Annotated in this window: 17 protein-coding genes and 1 riboswitch; of the genes, 12 read left to right on the forward strand and 5 right to left on the reverse strand. The window is 66.1% G+C overall.

Features of this window, described 5'->3' with window-relative positions:
- Position 1: 1 nt before the first annotated feature.
- Positions 2 to 910, reverse strand: coding sequence for an LLM class flavin-dependent oxidoreductase (locus ACFUTU_RS03395; RefSeq protein WP_377960627.1), 909 nt, complete (start codon positions 908 to 910; stop codon positions 2 to 4).
- The gene (locus ACFUTU_RS03400) at positions 894 to 1328 is read right to left on the reverse strand and encodes an LLM class flavin-dependent oxidoreductase (protein WP_377960629.1); all 435 of its coding nucleotides are present in this window, start codon (positions 1326 to 1328) and stop codon (positions 894 to 896) included. Before ACFUTU_RS03400 ends, ACFUTU_RS03395 begins: the two co-directional genes overlap by 17 nt.
- A 188-nt stretch (positions 1329 to 1516) precedes the next feature.
- Positions 1517 to 1631, forward strand: a riboswitch (SAM riboswitch).
- Positions 1632 to 1644: 13 nt separating this feature from the next.
- Here ACFUTU_RS03400 and ACFUTU_RS03405 point away from each other — a divergent pair.
- The 4 genes from ACFUTU_RS03405 (at position 1645) to ACFUTU_RS03420 (ending at position 4240) form a co-directional block, all read left to right on the forward strand.
- On the forward strand, positions 1645 to 1953 hold the full coding sequence (locus ACFUTU_RS03405; RefSeq protein ID WP_377960631.1) for a DUF1737 domain-containing protein: 309 nt from the start codon (positions 1645 to 1647) through the stop codon (positions 1951 to 1953).
- On the forward strand, positions 1950 to 2360 hold the full coding sequence (locus ACFUTU_RS03410) for a rhodanese-like domain-containing protein (protein WP_377960633.1): 411 nt from the start codon (positions 1950 to 1952) through the stop codon (positions 2358 to 2360). Before ACFUTU_RS03405 ends, ACFUTU_RS03410 begins: the two co-directional genes overlap by 4 nt.
- A gap of 1 nt (position 2361) precedes the next feature.
- Positions 2362 to 3570 (forward strand): O-succinylhomoserine sulfhydrylase, encoded by a 1209-nt coding sequence (locus ACFUTU_RS03415; protein ID WP_377960635.1) that lies wholly within the window; start codon positions 2362 to 2364, stop codon positions 3568 to 3570.
- 292 nt (positions 3571 to 3862) lie between these two features.
- Positions 3863 to 4240, forward strand: coding sequence for a YegP family protein (locus ACFUTU_RS03420; protein ID WP_377960637.1), 378 nt, complete (start codon positions 3863 to 3865; stop codon positions 4238 to 4240).
- A gap of 25 nt (positions 4241 to 4265) precedes the next feature.
- Here the strand turns inward: ACFUTU_RS03420 and ACFUTU_RS03425 are convergent, their stop codons facing one another.
- Positions 4266 to 4568, reverse strand: a complete 303-nt coding sequence (locus ACFUTU_RS03425; RefSeq protein ID WP_377960639.1) for a DUF1905 domain-containing protein — start codon at positions 4566 to 4568, stop codon at positions 4266 to 4268.
- 75 nt (positions 4569 to 4643) lie between these two features.
- On the opposite strand from ACFUTU_RS03425, the gene ACFUTU_RS03430 reads away from it, so the two are divergent.
- Positions 4644 to 7196 carry an AMP-binding protein gene (locus tag ACFUTU_RS03430; protein WP_377960641.1) on the forward strand — a complete coding sequence of 851 codons (2553 nt, stop codon included), beginning with the start codon at positions 4644 to 4646 and terminating at the stop codon, positions 7194 to 7196.
- A 34-nt stretch (positions 7197 to 7230) separates the two neighbouring features.
- On the opposite strand, the gene ACFUTU_RS03435 is transcribed toward ACFUTU_RS03430, so the two are convergent.
- A complete protein-coding gene (locus tag ACFUTU_RS03435; RefSeq protein ID WP_377960643.1) occupies positions 7231 to 8466 on the reverse strand; it encodes a glutamate--cysteine ligase in 1236 nt (411 codons plus the stop codon).
- A 120-nt stretch (positions 8467 to 8586) separates the two neighbouring features.
- Entirely contained in the window at positions 8587 to 10110 is a 1524-nt protein-coding gene (locus tag ACFUTU_RS03440) for a UDP-N-acetylglucosamine 1-carboxyvinyltransferase (RefSeq protein WP_377960645.1), read from the reverse strand.
- Positions 10111 to 10365: 255 nt separating this feature from the next.
- Between ACFUTU_RS03440 and ACFUTU_RS03445 the strand changes: the two genes are divergently transcribed.
- From ACFUTU_RS03445 to ACFUTU_RS03475, 7 genes are all read left to right on the forward strand, one after another.
- On the forward strand, positions 10366 to 11217 hold the full coding sequence (locus tag ACFUTU_RS03445; RefSeq protein WP_377960647.1) for a hypothetical protein: 852 nt from the start codon (positions 10366 to 10368) through the stop codon (positions 11215 to 11217).
- A 22-nt stretch (positions 11218 to 11239) separates the two neighbouring features.
- Positions 11240 to 11734, forward strand: a complete 495-nt coding sequence (locus ACFUTU_RS03450) for a GNAT family N-acetyltransferase (RefSeq protein ID WP_377960649.1) — start codon at positions 11240 to 11242, stop codon at positions 11732 to 11734.
- Between the two features lie 434 nt (positions 11735 to 12168).
- A complete protein-coding gene (locus tag ACFUTU_RS03455) occupies positions 12169 to 12645 on the forward strand; it encodes a response regulator transcription factor (protein WP_377960651.1) in 477 nt (158 codons plus the stop codon).
- A 152-nt stretch (positions 12646 to 12797) separates the two neighbouring features.
- Positions 12798 to 12971, forward strand: coding sequence for an aureocin A53 family class IId bacteriocin (locus tag ACFUTU_RS03460; RefSeq protein ID WP_377960653.1), 174 nt, complete (start codon positions 12798 to 12800; stop codon positions 12969 to 12971).
- 106 nt (positions 12972 to 13077) lie between these two features.
- Entirely contained in the window at positions 13078 to 13617 is a 540-nt protein-coding gene (locus ACFUTU_RS03465) for a PH domain-containing protein (RefSeq protein WP_377960656.1), read from the forward strand.
- A gap of 136 nt (positions 13618 to 13753) precedes the next feature.
- Positions 13754 to 15127 (forward strand): PH domain-containing protein, encoded by a 1374-nt coding sequence (locus tag ACFUTU_RS03470; RefSeq protein ID WP_377960658.1) that lies wholly within the window; start codon positions 13754 to 13756, stop codon positions 15125 to 15127.
- Positions 15128 to 15168: 41 nt separating this feature from the next.
- Positions 15169 to 16023: an ABC transporter ATP-binding protein gene (locus ACFUTU_RS03475; RefSeq protein WP_377960660.1), complete on the forward strand. Its 855-nt coding sequence runs from the start codon at positions 15169 to 15171 to the stop codon at positions 16021 to 16023.

The following is a 16023-nucleotide window of genomic DNA, read 5'->3' on the forward strand; positions in this document are numbered from 1 at the left end:
GCTAGAAGTCCAGCAGGTTCCGGCGGAAGCCGCCGTTGCCGTAGCCCGTCCGGAGCAGTCCCCGCCTGCGCAGCACCGGCGCCAGCCTGTCCAGCACGCCGTGGATGGTGGCGGGGTCCACGAAGCCGGAGAAGAGGAATCCGTCGCCGCCCACTGCGGCCCCGGTTTCCTCGAGGTAGTCGGCGATCTCCTCGGCCGTGCCGATAATGCTGTCGCCTGCGCCGCCGCTGCGCGCCTGCAGGATCTGCCGCAGGGTGGAACCCGGCGGCGCCGCCTTGGAGAAGTGCTCCAGGGTTCCCTGGTTGCTGTTGGTGCTGAGCTCGGGAAGCGGCTCATCAAGGTCGAACTGCTTGAAGTCGATGACGGAGAGGTAGGAGATGGAGTTGAGCTGGCTGTCGATGTCCCGCTGCGTGAGTTCCCGGCGCGCGGCGCGCAGTTCCTCCGCCTCCGCCGTGGAACCGGTCACCGTCGGTTTGAGCACGAAGAGCACCTTGACGTCGTCGGGGTTCCGGCCCGCCGCAGCGGCCTCGGCGCGGATGGAGTCGCGGTACGCCTTCATGCCGTCCACGCCGCGGGCCAGGGCGATGGCAACATCCGCGTTCGCGCCCGCGAACGCCTTGCCCCGCGGGGATGCCCCGGCCTGCACCAGCACCGGTTCCTCCGGCAGCGGTGCCGTGTTCAGCGGTCCCCGGACCTTGAAGAACTCCCCGTCGTGGTGGATGGGGCGGACCTTCGTGTGGTCGGCGAAGATGCCGGCCTGGGCGTCCTCGAGGATGGCGTCCGGTTCCCAGCTGCGCCAGAGCTTGCGGACCACGTCCACGAACTCCTCGGCCTTCTCGTACCGGAGGTCGTGCTCGATCTGCTGGTCCAGTCCATAGTTCTGCGCGGCCAGGTCACTCCCGGAGGTCACGACGTTCCAGCAGCTGGCCGTTGGAAAAATGCTGGAGCGTGGCCAGCAGCCGGGCCGCGGTGAAGGGCGGATAGAAGGAGGCGCTGATGGTGGGCACGATGCCCAGGTGCTCCGTGGCGGACAGCAGGTACGGCACCAGTGCCAGCGGATCGTGCTTCGGGGCGAAGGACGCCTGCGCCAGCGAGACCTCCGCGCTGCCGCCATAGGTGTCGGGGACAGTGAGCGAATCCTCGATGATGAACAGGTCCAGCCCGGCCCGCTCGAACTCGCGGACCGCGTGCTGGTAGGGGGCGGGCTTCTTCCAGTCGTAGCCGATTCCGTAGCCGGGCGTCCCCCAGCCCTGGACCCCGAAGCCGTGGCCCACAAACCATCCAAAGTGCAGCATGGAAGTGACTGTATGCGCGGTCGAATCATTCACTGCGGCCTAGTTTCATCCGGCGTTACGGCGGGTCATCTCCCCGTCATTATCCTCCCGGCCGGGGGCTTTGTAACGGCAACGCCGGGCAACCCGGACGGTTCCGTGGATCAGGGAAGCCGCGGGGTCCGTTACGGAAGATGACGGCGGCGGCGGTGCGCGCCGCCGTCGTCAGTGTTACTTTTTTCGGGAGTAATGAGTACCGGCGTTAAGCCCTGACTGGCCGGTCGGCAACCCTCCTTCCACGGCGGGGTGCCTCAGGTGAATACTCGGCATATCGACCACTTCGAGCTGCAAGCGTGAGAAAAGGAGATCCGTCGTGTCAGACGCCCCGGCCGTTGCAACGCTGCCGTCCCAGCAGGATAAACCTGAGGAAAAGCTGTCCTACCGCCTCGTCACGGGCCCCGACGACCGGGCTTTCTGTGAGCGCATCTCAGCAGCCCTGGCCGAAGGCTACGTGCTGCATGGCAGCCCGGCGGCCACCTTCAACGGCACCACCGTCATCGTGGCCCAGGCCCTCATCCTGCCGGCCGCCATCGCCAGCGCGGATGCCGCCGTCGCCACCGCCGTTGACCGGCTGGACTCCGACGAGGACCTCAGCGCGGAAGTTTACGAGGGCCACGCATGAGCTATGCCGGAGACCTCACCCCGCAGGACGCATGGGCCAAGCTTGAGGAGGGCGCCATCCTGGTGGACGTGCGCACCGAGGGCGAATGGGCGCACATCGGCATTCCTGACACGAAAGCCACGGACAACGACCCCCTTTTCATCCAGTGGACCTTTCCCGGCGGCATTCCCAATCCGGAGTTCGTTGACCAGCTGAAGCAGCAGGCCCCCGAGGACGCCGGGGTGGAGCTGGTCTTCCTGTGCCGTTCCGGCCAGCGCTCCATCGCTGCCGCCATTGCCGCCACGCAGGCCGGTTTCACGGCCTACAACGTGCTCGAAGGTTTCGAGGGCGAGCCGGACCGCTATGGCGAGCGCACCGTGAACGGCTGGAAGAACCGCGGCCTGCCGACGAACCTGGGAAAGAACTAAGTTGACCTTTAATCACGACGCCGCCGGCTGGAGCCCCGATACCCAGGCCGTCCGCGGCGGGCTGGACCGCACCAATTTCCAGGAGACCACCGAGCCTGTCTTCCTGAACTCCGGGTTTGTCTACGAGTCTGCCGCCGCCGCGGAGCGGGCTTTCACCGGCGAAGATGAGCGCTTTGTCTACTCGCGTTACGGCAACCCGTCAGTGGCCACCTTCCAGGAGCGGCTCCGCCTGCTTGAAGGCACCGAGGCGTGCTTTGCGACGGCGTCCGGCATGTCCGCGGTCTTCACCGCCCTGGGCGCCCTGCTCGGCGCCGGGGACCGCGTGGTCGCCGCCCGTTCCCTGTTCGGCTCCTGCTTTGTCATCCTCAATGAAATCCTGCCGCGGTGGGGCGTGGAGACGGTGTTCGTGGATGGCCCGGACCTGGATCAGTGGCGCGAGGCCCTCTCGGTGCCCACCACTGCCGTCTTCTTCGAATCCCCGTCCAACCCGATGCAGGAGATCGTGGACATCGCGGCGGTCAGCGAACTCGCCCACGCCGCCGGCGCCAAGGTGGTGGCGGACAACGTCTTTGCCACGCCGCTGCTGCAGCGCTGCGGGGACCTCGGCGCGGACGTGGTCGTCTACTCCGGCACCAAGCACATCGACGGCCAGGGCCGGGTGATGGGCGGGGCAATCCTGGGCACCAAGGAGTTCATCGACGGTCCGGTCAAGCAGCTCATGCGGCACACCGGCCCGGCGCTCTCCTCGTTCAACGCCTGGGTCCTCACCAAAGGCCTGGAGACCATGTCCCTGCGCGTGAACCACTCCTCCGCCACCGCGCTGCGGCTGGCCGAATGGCTGGAAACCCAGCCCGCCGTCAACTGGGTGAAGTACCCGCTGCTCAAGTCCCACCCACAGTATGACCTGGCGGCCCGGCAGATGAAGGCCGGCGGCACCGTCCTCACGCTGGAACTTGCGACGACCGCCGGCCAGTCGGGCAAGGAAGCCGCCTTTGCACTGCTGGACGCCCTGAAGATCATCGATATCTCCAACAACCTGGGCGACGCCAAATCCCTCATCACCCACCCCGCGACCACGACCCACCGGGCCATGGGACCGGAAGGACGTGCCGCAATCGGGCTCAGCGACGGGGTGGTGCGGCTGTCCGTCGGCCTGGAGGATGCAGATGACCTCATTGCCGACCTGGAGCAGGCGCTCAAACAGATCTGACGTTACTTCCGATCGCGGGCTGTTAATTTCCGTTTCCCTGCACGTCCTGCCGTTTCGGGTGTCCTTGAGAACGGAACCCCGGCACGCTTTAGTGGGTGGACAGGCAGGGTTTACCCAGGGTTTACATGGACGGTCTTGTAGGCTCCATGTGCACTGGGCAGACTCGAATAACACTGATGAGCCGATGAAACCCCTGTCGGCTCACCCCCCATTCAAGGACAGACGCAGCGATGCGTTCGGGGCCGCGGCCGCGAAGACGCTGCGCGCAGCCTCCCTGACCGGAAGGAACGTCATGGCCGGAGTATTCGAAGTTTTTGTTGACGCTGAGTCCCAGTACCGTTTCCGGCTGGTGGCTCCCAATGGAACCGTGCTGGCCATCTCCGCTCCTTTCGAGGACAAGCGTGCGGCGGCCGCAGGGATCGCCGACGTCCGCGAATGCGCCGGGACGGGGCTCATCACGGACCTCTCACCAGCAGCACCAAAGGTCCAGGAAGCCTCCACGGCGGTTCCCGCACCGGTGCCGGCCCAGGCGCTTTCGACGCGGCCGGACCACGGCCGGCAGGGGTTCGGCAAGAGGCGCACGCCGGCGGAAGCCTCAGGCACCAGGAGCGCGGCGCACTGGAGGCCCTCAGCCCCAGCGGCCCCCGTCCGCTGGACCGGCGCTGCCTAGCCGCGCTGTCTTTTGGGGCCGCCGCTCAGGGGCTGATGATGACCAGGCGGACGTCGACGTCATCCCCTGCCGATATGCCGGCCGCGGCCCGCACGGCCCGCTTGACCGGCAGCAGGTAGGAACCGCTGCCGGCGTCGGGAAAGATCGAGGTCTGCCAGTGCTCGCCGGCGATGTCTGCCGCCACCTTGACCGAGCCGAACCCTTTCCGGAAGCCCGCGAACTCCTCGCGGATCTCCTCCGCAATGTCCACCGGCAACGTAATGAAGTGCCAGGCGGACTCGCCCGGATACAGCCACAAGGGGGCCCTGAACTCGTAAGACTCGCTCACGAGGCGAGTATTGCACGGCGTAACAGCCGCCGGAACAGTTTTACTTAGGTAAGCCTTAACTAATATCATCTTTCGGTGACCACGCAGCTTGATTTCGCGCGGGTGCCCTTCGCCGCCGATCTCGCGGGCCACGGGGACAGGCCTGCCATTCTTACAGACAATTTCACCCTCACCTACCGGGAACTTGCCGACAGGGTTGATGCCCTCGCGCTCCGCCTCGGCAGGCAGCGGCGCCTGGTGGCGCTGGCTGCGGCGAACGACGTCGACTCCCTGGTGGCCTACCTCGCCGCCCTGGCCGGCGGCCATCCGCTGATCCTGCTTCCGGAGGACAAGCCGGCGGCGCTGGAGTCGCTGGTGGCAGCGTACGACCCCGACGTCGTGCTGCGCTCCGCCAACGGGGAGACCCTGTTCGAGGAGCGCCGGGCCGGCACCCGGCATGAGCTCCATCCGGATCTCGCGCTTCTGCTGAGCACTTCCGGATCCACCGGCTCACCCAAGCTGGTGCGCCTCTCCGCCGCCAATCTGCAGGCCAACGCCGAATCGATCGCCGAGTACCTGGGCATCGGCCCCGCAGACCGCGCCGCGACCACCCTGCCCATGTCCTACTGCTACGGGCTCTCCGTGATCAACAGCCATCTGCTGCGGGGAGCGGGTCTGGTCCTCACCGGCCTTTCCGTTGTTGACCCCTGTTTCTGGGAGCTGTTCCGTACCCGCGAAGCCACGGCGTTCGCGGCCGTGCCGTACACCTTTGAACTGCTGGAACGGGTGGGTTTCGCGGAGATGGACCTCCCCGCCCTGCGGTATGTCACGCAGGCCGGAGGCCGGCTGGCCCCCGAACGCGTCCGTGATTATGCCGATCTCGGCCACCGGAAGGGCTGGGACCTGTTCGTCATGTACGGCCAGACCGAGGCGACCGCCCGGATGGCCTACCTTCCGCCCGCGCTGGCCGCCGAGCATCCCGGTGCCATCGGCGTCCCGGTGCCGGGCGGCGCGTTCCGCATCGACCCGGTGCCGGGCCTGGAGCACGGCGAGCTCGTCTACACCGGGCCGAATGTAATGCTCGGCTATGCGGAGACCCCTGCGGACCTCGGTGCCGGCCGCGCAGTCCATGAACTCCGCACCGGCGACCTGGCCAGGCTGCACCCGGCCGGTGTCTATGAAGTGGTGGGGCGGCGCAGCCGGTTCGTCAAGATCGTCGGGCTCCGCGTGGACCTCGGCCAGGTGGAGCGCATCCTGGCCGACCTCGGCGTCCAGGCGGCAAGCGCGGGCACGGACCAGGGCCTCGTCGTCGCGGTCGAGGGCAGCCATGACACCCAGCTGCTATCGAAGGTCCTCGCGCAGGGCATCGGACTGCCCCGTGCGGCACTGGAGCTGCACGCCGTCGAACACCTCCCCCGCCTGGCCACCGGCAAGGTGGACTATCCCGCGGTCCTGGCCCTCGGGGCGCAGGCGGCGTCAGCGCCTGCGCCGGCAAGTGCCGGCGCAGCAGCACCCGACGACGTGCGGCGGATCTTCCGCGACACCTTCGAGCGCGAGGACATCGCCGACTCCGACACGTTCGTCTCGCTCGGCGGAGACTCGCTGTCCTACGTGGCCACTTCGGTCCGCCTGGAACAGCTGCTGGGCCATCTCCCCGCCGACTGGCACCTGACGCCGGTCGGCGACCTGGAAGACCGGCGGAACCGGAAAACCGGCGGGAAGATGCGGCGCTTCTTTGCCCCGCTCGAAACCAGCATCGTGCTCAGGGCCGTGGCGATCGTGCTCATCGTCAGCACCCACGTGGGGCTGATGAAATGGCCGGGCATGGCCCACGTGCTGATGGCCGTGGCGGGGTACAACTTCGCCCGGTTCCAGCTCAGCGGGGAACGGCTCCCCCGGTTCAGGCGCCAGCTCACCAGCCTCGCCAGGGTGGCACTGCCCAGCATGGCCTTCATCGGCGTGGCCTACCTGCTTACCGACAAATACACGATCGCCAATATCCTGCTCCTGAACTCCATCGTCGGCCCGGAAGAAGTGACCACACAGTGGCACTTCTGGTTCATCGAGGTGCTGCTCTACATCCTGCTGGGCATGACGGCCCTGCTGGCCATCCCCTGGGTGGACCGGGCGGAGCGGCGGTTCCCGCTGCTCTTCCCGCTTGCCCTCACCGGCCTGGCGCTGCTCTCGCGCTACGACATCGTTGATCCCGGCATTCCCCACCCGTCACCAACGCTGTGGCTGTTCGTCCTGGGCTGGGCCATGGCCCGGGCGCGGAGCATGGTGCAGAGGTGCGTGGTGTCACTCCTGGCGGTCCTCACGGTGCCGGGGTGCTTCTTCGGGGACACCCACCGCGAACTGACCCTCCTTGCCGGCATCCTCCTGCTCACGTGGCTGCCCACCATCCCCGTGCCCAGGGGGCTGCAACGCCTGGCTGTCCTGCTGGCCAGCGCTTCCCTGTACGCATACCTCGTGCACTGGCTGGTCTACCCGCCGCTGGCTGCCACCAGCCCGGCCCTTGCCGTGGCAGCGTCGCTGGCGGCGGGGATAGCCTACTGGGCCCTGTGCACGCACGTCTCGGGCCTGGTGGGCCGGAGCCGCTGGGGCGCACTCCGCAGCCGGTTCAGGAAGCCGGCGCCGACGGACGCCTAGGGTACCCGCCCTTCGCTGCCCCTGCCGCCCCGGGTCAGAGCTGGCGCACCCGCAGGAGTTCCGGCACGTCCTCGGCGTCGGGGTCCACGTACCCCACCGTTCCCTTCAGCGTCGCCCGGACGGCGTGCGCGACGACGGCCCCCAGCCCGCCGTCGTCGGGATCCGCCTTGTCCAGCACCACCTGGCGTGTGTTGCGCTGCTCCGCCGCGCCGGTGCCGCGCGCGAAGATCTCCTCCACGCCCTGCCGGGCCAGGTCCAGCTCGCCGTTCTCGGCCAGCACCGGCTCCAGGTAGTCGACCAGCGAGTTCACCACGTCCGCGGCGGGTGAGGGCCGGAAGCTGCCGAAGTCGAGCAGCTCACCGCGCAGGCCGAAGTTGCTGGCCTGCCATGCGGCCATCCGCAGCAGCACCGTGGGCACGGGCGCGGGCTCCACGCCTTCACGCCATTCCCGGCAGGCCGATTCCACGAGGGCGCGGACCAGGACGGCGATCAGCGCCGCGTCCTCGGCGCGGAGGCAGACGTCCGCCACCCGGACCTCCACGGTGGGGTGGTTCCGGGAGAGGCGCGCGTCGAAGTAGATCATGCCCTCGTCCAGCACCACGCCGGTCTCCAGCAGCCGGGACACCACCCGGCGGTAAGCGGACACGCTGCCGAAGATCGCCGACGGACCCGACGACGGCCACCGGTTCCAGGCCTGCGTCCGGTAGCTCTCGAACCCGGTGGCAACGCCGTTCCAGAACGGCGAGTTGGCGCTGAGCGCAATCAGGACGGCCAGCTTGTCCCGGATCCGGTCCAGTACCGCCACCCCTTCCTCAGGGGATTCAATGTAGGTGTGGACGTGGAAGCCGCAGGTCAGCTGTTCCTGGGCGGTCAGGCCAAACCGCTCCAGCATCCGGGCGTAGCGGGGGTCGGGCGTGGTGTGGCTGGAAAGGGCCCGCGGTGAGGTGGCCAGCGCGGCGATGCGCGCACCGTGGCCCTGCGCGGCCTCGTCGGCGAGCGCCCGGCCGGCCCGGATCTGGCGCAGCAGTTCCGTGTGGTCCAGGCAGGGACGGGTCTGCGTCTCAATCTGCTCAAGCTTGAGTTCGGCGCTCAGGCCCATTTCGTCGTCGTCGAACTTGGTGTCGGGTTTTTTCTTCAGCAGCCGGGGGCGGTCCGGCGCATCGTCGGCGGCGAGTTTGCGGCCCGCCAAGAGGGCATCGGCGAGCGCCAGCGGTTCCCCGCTCTCCGGATCAACGATCAGGAGCTCTTCCTCCACGCCAAAAGTCCGCATTCCTACATTGTGCGCCAGGCCAGCGGAAACGTCCCGGACATGACGAAGCGCGAACTGGCAGATAACACCCTCAAATTCACTCAGAGAGGTCGTTATCTGCCAGTTCGCGCCTAGAAAACGTCAGTCCTGGAAGTACTCGATCTTGGCGCCGATGGTGTTGAGGCGCTCAGCGAGGTCCTCGTACCCGCGCTCGATGACGTAGATGTTGCGGAGCTCGGACACGCCGCGGGCGGCAAGCATTGCCAGCAGCAGGCAGGCGGCCGGGCGCAGCGCGGGCGGGCAGCCCACCTCGGCGGCGCGCCACCGTGTGGGGCCGTTGACGTAGATCCGGTGCGGGTCCAGCAGCTGCACGCGGGCGCCCAGCTTGTTCAGCTCAGTCAGGTAAATGGCGCGGTTCTCGTAGACCCAGTCGTGGATCATGGTCTGGCCTTCGGCGTTGCCCGCGATCACCGCGAAGAACGGCAGGTTGTCGATGTTCAGGCCGGGGAACGGCATCGGGTGGATCTTGTCCTCCGGCGCGCGCAGTTCCGAGGGCTTGGTGGTCACATCGACCAGCCGGGTGCGGCCGTTGCGGGCCATGTACTCGCCGGAAACCTCCAGCTGCTGGCCCATCTGCTCCAGTGTTGCCAGCTCGATTTCCATGAATTCGATGGGCACGCGCCGGATGGTCACCTCGGAGTTCGTGACGACCCCGGCCGTGATCAGGCTCATCGCCTCGATGGGGTCTTCCGAGGGGAAGTATTCGATGTCGACGTCGATGGCAGGCTTGCCGGTGATCTTCAGTGTGGTGGTCCCGACGCCGTCGATCTCCACGCCCAGCCGCTGCAGGTAGAAGCAGAGGTCCTGGACCATGTAGTTGGGGCTGGCGTTGCGGATGACGGTGGTGCCGCAGCGGTGCGCGGCGGCCATGATGGCGTTCTCGGTGACGGTATCGCCGCGCTCGGTCAGCACGAAGGACCGGTCGAGTGTGTCGGTCGGCGGCGCCTGCACGGAATAGAAGCCGGAGCTGGCCTCCACGGACAGGCCGAACTGCCGCAGTGCCTGCATGTGCGGCTCCACGGTGCGGATGCCCAGATCGCAGCCGCCGGCGTAGGGGAGCCGGTATTCGCCGGCCTCGTCCAGCAGAGGGCCCAGGAGCATGATGACGCTTCGGGTCCGGCGTGCGGCCTCGACGTCCATGGAATCCAGGTCAAGGTTTGCGGGCCGGCGGAGGCGGAGGTCGTTGTCGTTGAGCCAGGTGCATTCGACGCCGATGCTGCTCAGCACCTCGACGATACGGTTGACTTCCTCGATGCGGGCCAGACGGCGCAGCGTGGTGGTGCCGCGGTTGATGAGACTGGCGCAGAGCAGGGCGACGCCGGCGTTCTTACTGGTGTTGACGTCAACGGACCCGGAGAGCGTCCGGCCGCCCTCCACCCGAAGGTGTGTCATCTGCGATTTGCCGAGCTGGACGATGCTGCGGCCGAAGATCGCCTCCAGGCGCTGGATCATTTTCAGGCTCAGGTTTTGCTTCCCCTGTTCCATGCGCGCCACGGCGCTCTGGCTGGTGCCGAGTTCCGCGGCGAGCTGGCCCTGGGTCCACCCCTTCTGGCTGCGGGCGTCGCGGAGCAAAAGGCCGACGTGTTCAGCAGTCTGTTGAGTCATGGGAAAAATATATCAAATGTGAGTTATCTTGTCGCATCAGGATGGGCGTTAGGCGGATTTGCCGCCTTGATTTACCCGTTACATGCATAAACTTTCCATAACGCGTCGGCCTTGACCAGGGCCCGTTCCGGTAGCAAGCTAGCGGTACCTGTTGCGGCCAGTGAGGAACAGGAGGCCGCCGTGTCCACTTTCAGCTATGCCACCTTGGGAAGGCGGCGCCCCTTCAGGCGCCGGGCGTCAGGGCTGCTGTCTTTAATGGTGGCCACGGCAGTGGGCTTCATCCCCGGGCCAAGGCTCGACGACGGCGCGCCGCCGGCACCCGAATCGGCAGTCACCCAGCCGGCACCCAGGGCATCCGCCGCTCCCGCGAAAGAAGCCCGGCCAGGGGACGATACCGAACTGGGCAACGATGTTTCCTGGCCGCAGTGCAGCGGCGGCCTGCCCGACGACCCGGCTTTCGCTATTGTCGGCGTCAACAACGGCCTCGCCAACACCACCAACCCCTGCCTCCACCAGCAGCTCGAGTGGGCCGAGGGCGCTGGCGGCGCCGAGGATACGGACGGCGGGACCGGCCAGCCGCGCGTGGCACTTTACGTGAACACTGCAAATCCCGGCCTCCGCGGGTCCTGGTGGCCGACGAACAACGAGTACGGCGGCAACGTCGTGGCGAACCCGTACGGTGACTGCCAGGGAAAGGAGGACGCGGCATGCGCCTACATGTACGGCTACGCCAAGGCCTTCGACGACGCCTACCTCCGTACCATCGCGGAACCTGAAACGTACCTCTGGTGGCTCGATGTGGAGACGGGCAACAGCTGGTCGGGTGACAGGAACGCCAACCGGGCGGACCTCGAAGGAATGACGGACTTTTTCCACAGCATCGGCGCCAGCGTGGGGATCTACTCCTCGGCCCGGCAGTGGGGGCAGATCGTCGGTGAGGTGGGACCGGCCAGCAGCCTGTATGCGCTGCCAAGCTGGCTTGCCGGGGCCAGCACCGCCGCGCAGGCCAGGCACATGTGCTCGGCGGATCCCCTCACCGCGGGCGGCGCGGTGGTCCTCACCCAGTTCGTGGCCGGCCGCTTCGACTACGACCACCCGTGCCTCTGAGCCGGCACATAGACTCGGCTTCATGGACCATCCCTGTACCGTCCGGCAGGCCAAGGCCGAAGAGGCCGAGGCCCTGGCGCAGCTCCATCTGGAATGCTGGCGCGAAACCTACGCAATGCTGCTGTCACCGGACTTCATGGCCGGCCAGGACGTGGAAGGGCGGCTGGTCCTGTGGCGCCACCTCCTGTCCGGCCCGCATGCCGCCCGGCAGTATGTTGCGGCCGACGGCGGGAGGCTGGTGGGGTTTGCCGGCTCGCTTCCGCCGGAGGATGGCGTGCGGGAACAGGCCGAGCTCTGGGGCATCTACGTCCTTGCCTCGCACCAGGGCAGGGGCCTGGGCCAAGCCTTGCTCGATGCAGCCATCGGGAAGGAAGCGGCCGCGCTGTGGGTCGCCGAAGACAACCCCCGCGCCCAGGCCTTCTACCGGCGCAATGGCTTCGTCTTCACCGGCGCCAGGGACACCATCGAGGACTGGGAAGGGCTGCCGGAGGTCCGCATGGCGCGGCCTCGGTGTTAGCCCAGCGGGCACGTTCGATCTGCCGGCACCCCCGGCGCAGCCGGAGTTTATCCAACTGATAGACTAATCGGGGTCAGCGCCGGTTTCCTGACGAACTGCAGCACGGCTGCGGGAAATGAATGGACTCCAGAAGCTGCGGTTGAATTATCTTGCCCTGGCCTGGGCAAATGGGGGAAAAGGATGATATCGCGGTGCAGGAATTATCTGTAGTTGTCAGTGCCTCTGAGGCTCAATTGCATTCAGCTCTAAGTGCAATATTTCGTTTCGATTCCCGTACGCGGGCTATATTCAGTCAAGCAAGATCACCCCTCGAGCTCGCTGCCGATTGCCGGGCGCATCAGGCCGACCTGGTCGTCATTGATGCGCGGTTACCTGGCGGCCACGCCGCACCGGACCTCCTTCCCGTGCTGGACTTTTATCCACGGGCGCACCTCATGGTCTTCATCGACGCAGGCGCATCCGAGAGGATCCGGGACGTCATGGTTGCAGGCGCGCGGGGAATCCTCACGAGCGATGCCTCGGTTCGTGAGATCCATGACGCGATATCCGACATAACGGCAGGACACGTCTTCTTGTCCCGCTCGGCTCTCATCGGCTTGCTGGAAGTGTTGCGAAGAACCCGGCCGGCCGAACAGGTGCTGTCCCGCACCGACCTGCCCGCACTAACGAGCAGGGAACGCGAGATCGTCGAGTGCCTGGGCCAGGGACGGACCAACCGGGACATTGCCAGGGAACTGGGTGTTTCGGAGGCAGCCATCAAGGGGCACCTCTCACGCATCATGGTGAAGTGGTGCGTCCGGGACAGACTGCAGGTGCTCGTCACCGCCCTTGAGGCCGGCGTTCTCCGGGTCGGGCCACAGAACGGCCAGATGCTCGACCGTTCACGGCTTGAACCGGCTGGCGCACGGTAGCCAAATGCATCAATTGTTTATCCAAAAGTATATGTCCACCAGATAATAGAATACTGTTTAGTGCCCATTCTGAAAAATATCGTTAATGACGTATTGGGGGTTCCCGACACATCATTGATTGATTATCAGAGGGAGAGTTTATGGGCGCGGTATTGAAATTTGTCGCTTGGGTCCTGCAGCAGGCCTGGCGCTGGGGGTGGGGCGTTGTTAACGCGGTCGCCCGGTGGGCCAAGAACAACTGGGGCACGGTTCAGCGGTGGCTCGAGCGGGGTGTCACGTTCGGTACGATCGCCCAGTGGATCATGCAGATTCTCGGGATCGGCTGAGATGAGTCCGGCACTGGTGTGGCGAGAGGCAGCGTCCTCTCGCCACACCAGTGCTTCAAGAACACGATGTGTACGTCGTATAGCAGAACATACAGAAGGGAACGCAGTGGCCAGCACACGGGCTGATGGCCGGGGCGACAGATCAGTCCCGGACCGGGCCGCGCGTTCGCAAACGTATGCGGCAACGCTGCCGCCGGTGGCCTTGCGCTATCTCGCGATCCGCTCCACGGTGGAGGTGCTGATGACGGGAGTGCTTGCATGCGGCCTTGCGCTTTGGCTGGTCCCCGCTGGCTGGAAGCTGCCGGCCCTCGTTATCCTCGCGATCCTGATCGTCATCAGTCTGATAATCGATGTGCCGATAGTCAGCCGCCTCACACTGCGGCACACCTCGTACCACGTGGCCGCCGATGCGGTGCGTATACGACGTGGTTTCCTCCTGTCCACGGACACGGTCCTGTCTACGGCACAGATCCTGAATGTCTCGATTGTCGAAGGGCCCCTGCTGCGGCGATTCGGGCTCGCCAAAGTCAAATTCACCACTCTAAATCACGTTGAACCGCTGGGGCCTGTTGAACGTGGTGTGGCCATGGAGATACGCCGGCAGGCGTTGTCCGCATACGTGGAGGCGTCCGCTGATGGGCAGTGACGCCCCGCAACGGCTACCAGTGAAGGCCATGGCGGCGATGTCCCTCCGCGGAGCTCCGAGCATAGCGAGCCTGCTGATCGGCGGATTCCTGTATTGGGACCGGCCAGGTCTGTGGCCCGGTCCAGTCGCCATATACGTGTTCGGTAGCCTTCTTATCCTCAGGTTGCTCCAGCCCATCTACGCCTGGGGGACGCTAAGGTATGAGATCTCGAAGGATGGCTTCTCCCTCACCCGCGGTCTGATCTTCAGAACTACGAGCACGACAGCCTGGCGTGACATCTCGGTTGTAGACATCGACTCGCCCTGGGCCTTCCGCCGGTTCGGGCTGTCGGTCGTGTCGCTGCGCTCCGGCGGCCAGGACGGGGCGAAGATCGATGCCCCCGGCATCGAGCAGGCAAACGTTGAAGCCATCGTCGGGTTGGTGCGGTGCCACGGGGCTCCGGATGCGGAGTCCCAGCCTTCCGGCGGCAAGGCCAGCGGCGCCCCGAGCCCCGTTCCGGGGTCGTCTGACACGACCGGCCGGTCCGTGGTTTACACGGCCCGAAGACGGGACCTGGCGGCCGCCAGCCTGATATATGGCCATGTGGTGGTCCTCGGGACCAGTGCCGTTCTCGCCGTGGTGGATATGGCGGACCAAATGGCGATTTTAGACGGTGTCGTCAGGGTGATCAGTGCGAATCCGTTGGCGGGAGCCGTGGTGCTGTGCGGGACTGTCCTCCTTGGGGGATCGGTCGCCGCCCTGGTGAAATACCATGGCTTCACAGTGAGCAGTGATTCTGATGGGTTGTCCATCAGGTACGGGTGGTTCTCCATCAACCAACGGGATGTGAGGTCCTCGGCAGTCGCCGGCCTCACGGCACGGCGCAACCTCATCGAGATGGTTTTCGACCGGGTCCGTGTCGCGCTCGTGACGACTGACTCGGATGCACAGATGGGAACCAACTTGGTCCTGCCGTCGTTGCCGCGCAAGCAAGTGGCACAGATCCTCAGCACATCACTGACGGATCTTCCACCCCCGGCCCTGCTGGAGTCCTCGGGCCGCGGATCCATCGTGAGATCGTTGGTGCTCTTGGCAGCGACCGGCATACCCGCGCTTGCTTGCGCTTGGCTTCTGCACCGCCTTACGGCCGGCGCCCTCGTCCTGGCTGCGGTGGCAGCGGTAACGCTTTGGTACGTTCTCGCCCTATCGGTCCGCCTTGCCAGGGCCCGGTTTTCTGTGGTGGGAGCCAACGTCGGCTGGGCCAGCAGTTCCTTCGCCGACCATGAGGTGGTCCTCGCCGCAACCGGCCTCCATTCCGTGTCCGCCACGGCTGCCCGGGCAGCAAGGGCGTCACTGGTGCGCGTCCACTACTTCGCGGGTCGGCCCAGGACGTTGGCTGCACTTAGCCTGTCCCGTGCGGTCCCGGACCAGATAGGCCGCCTGGTGCAACACACCTCACCTGAAATCGCCGCCCTCCGGCGGCCCCCCACTGTCAAGCAGCCCACCGCCGAGGAGTTTGTCCATCCATGATTCACGTCGACAACCTAAGCAAAAGCTTTGGGAGCACAAGGGTGCTCAAGAACGTTTCCTTCACCGCCGCACCGGGGCGGGTCACTGGATTCGTAGGGCCCAACGGTGCGGGCAAGTCCACCGTGCTGAAAGCGATTGCAGGTTTGGTCAGTCCCGACGCGGGCACCATCAAGGTCAACGGAACAGAGTTCGCGCAGTCCCGGCGTCCAGGACGAACCATGGGACTTTTCCTGTCGGCGGAGTGGCTCCCGGAGCAAGCCACCGCTGCCGGCATCATCGACTACGTTTGCCGCCTGCAGGGATTGCCGCTTTCATGGGGGAAAGACACCCTTGAAAGGGTCGGACTGGCAGGCGCGGCGCAAAACCGCGTCCGCACCTTCTCGTTGGGCATGCGCCAGCGGCTGGGCATCGCCGCAGCGACCGTGAGCCGCCCGGCCGTACTGGTTATGGACGAACCCATCAACGGACTCGACCCGGACGGGATCGCCTGGATCAGAACGTTCCTGACGTCCGCGGCATCAGACGGCGCCACGGTCCTTCTGTCCTCACACCATATGGCCGAACTTGCAGAAACAGCGGATGACATCGTCATGATCGGCGACGGACGGATCCTCGGGCATGGAAGCATCGGGGATTTCGTGTCCCATCTGGACGAAACGGGGTACTACCTTGAGTCCCCTAACCCCGAGATCCTGCTGGCTGCCATGGCACAAAGAGGTTTCCGCGCCGCCAAAGAACGGGGCGGAATCCTTGTCCGGCATACGAACCCTACCGAGCTCGCCGCGGTCGCACTGGAGTCCGGTGCGGGGATTTCGCATCTGGCCCGGGTAACCCGAAGCCTCGAAGACACCTACTTCGAGGTCCTGGCCCGGAGCGCATCCGGAGGAACGGAATGA

This window comes from Arthrobacter sp. NPDC057388, from assembly GCF_042668165.1.
Taxonomy (GTDB): domain Bacteria; phylum Actinomycetota; class Actinomycetes; order Actinomycetales; family Micrococcaceae; genus Arthrobacter.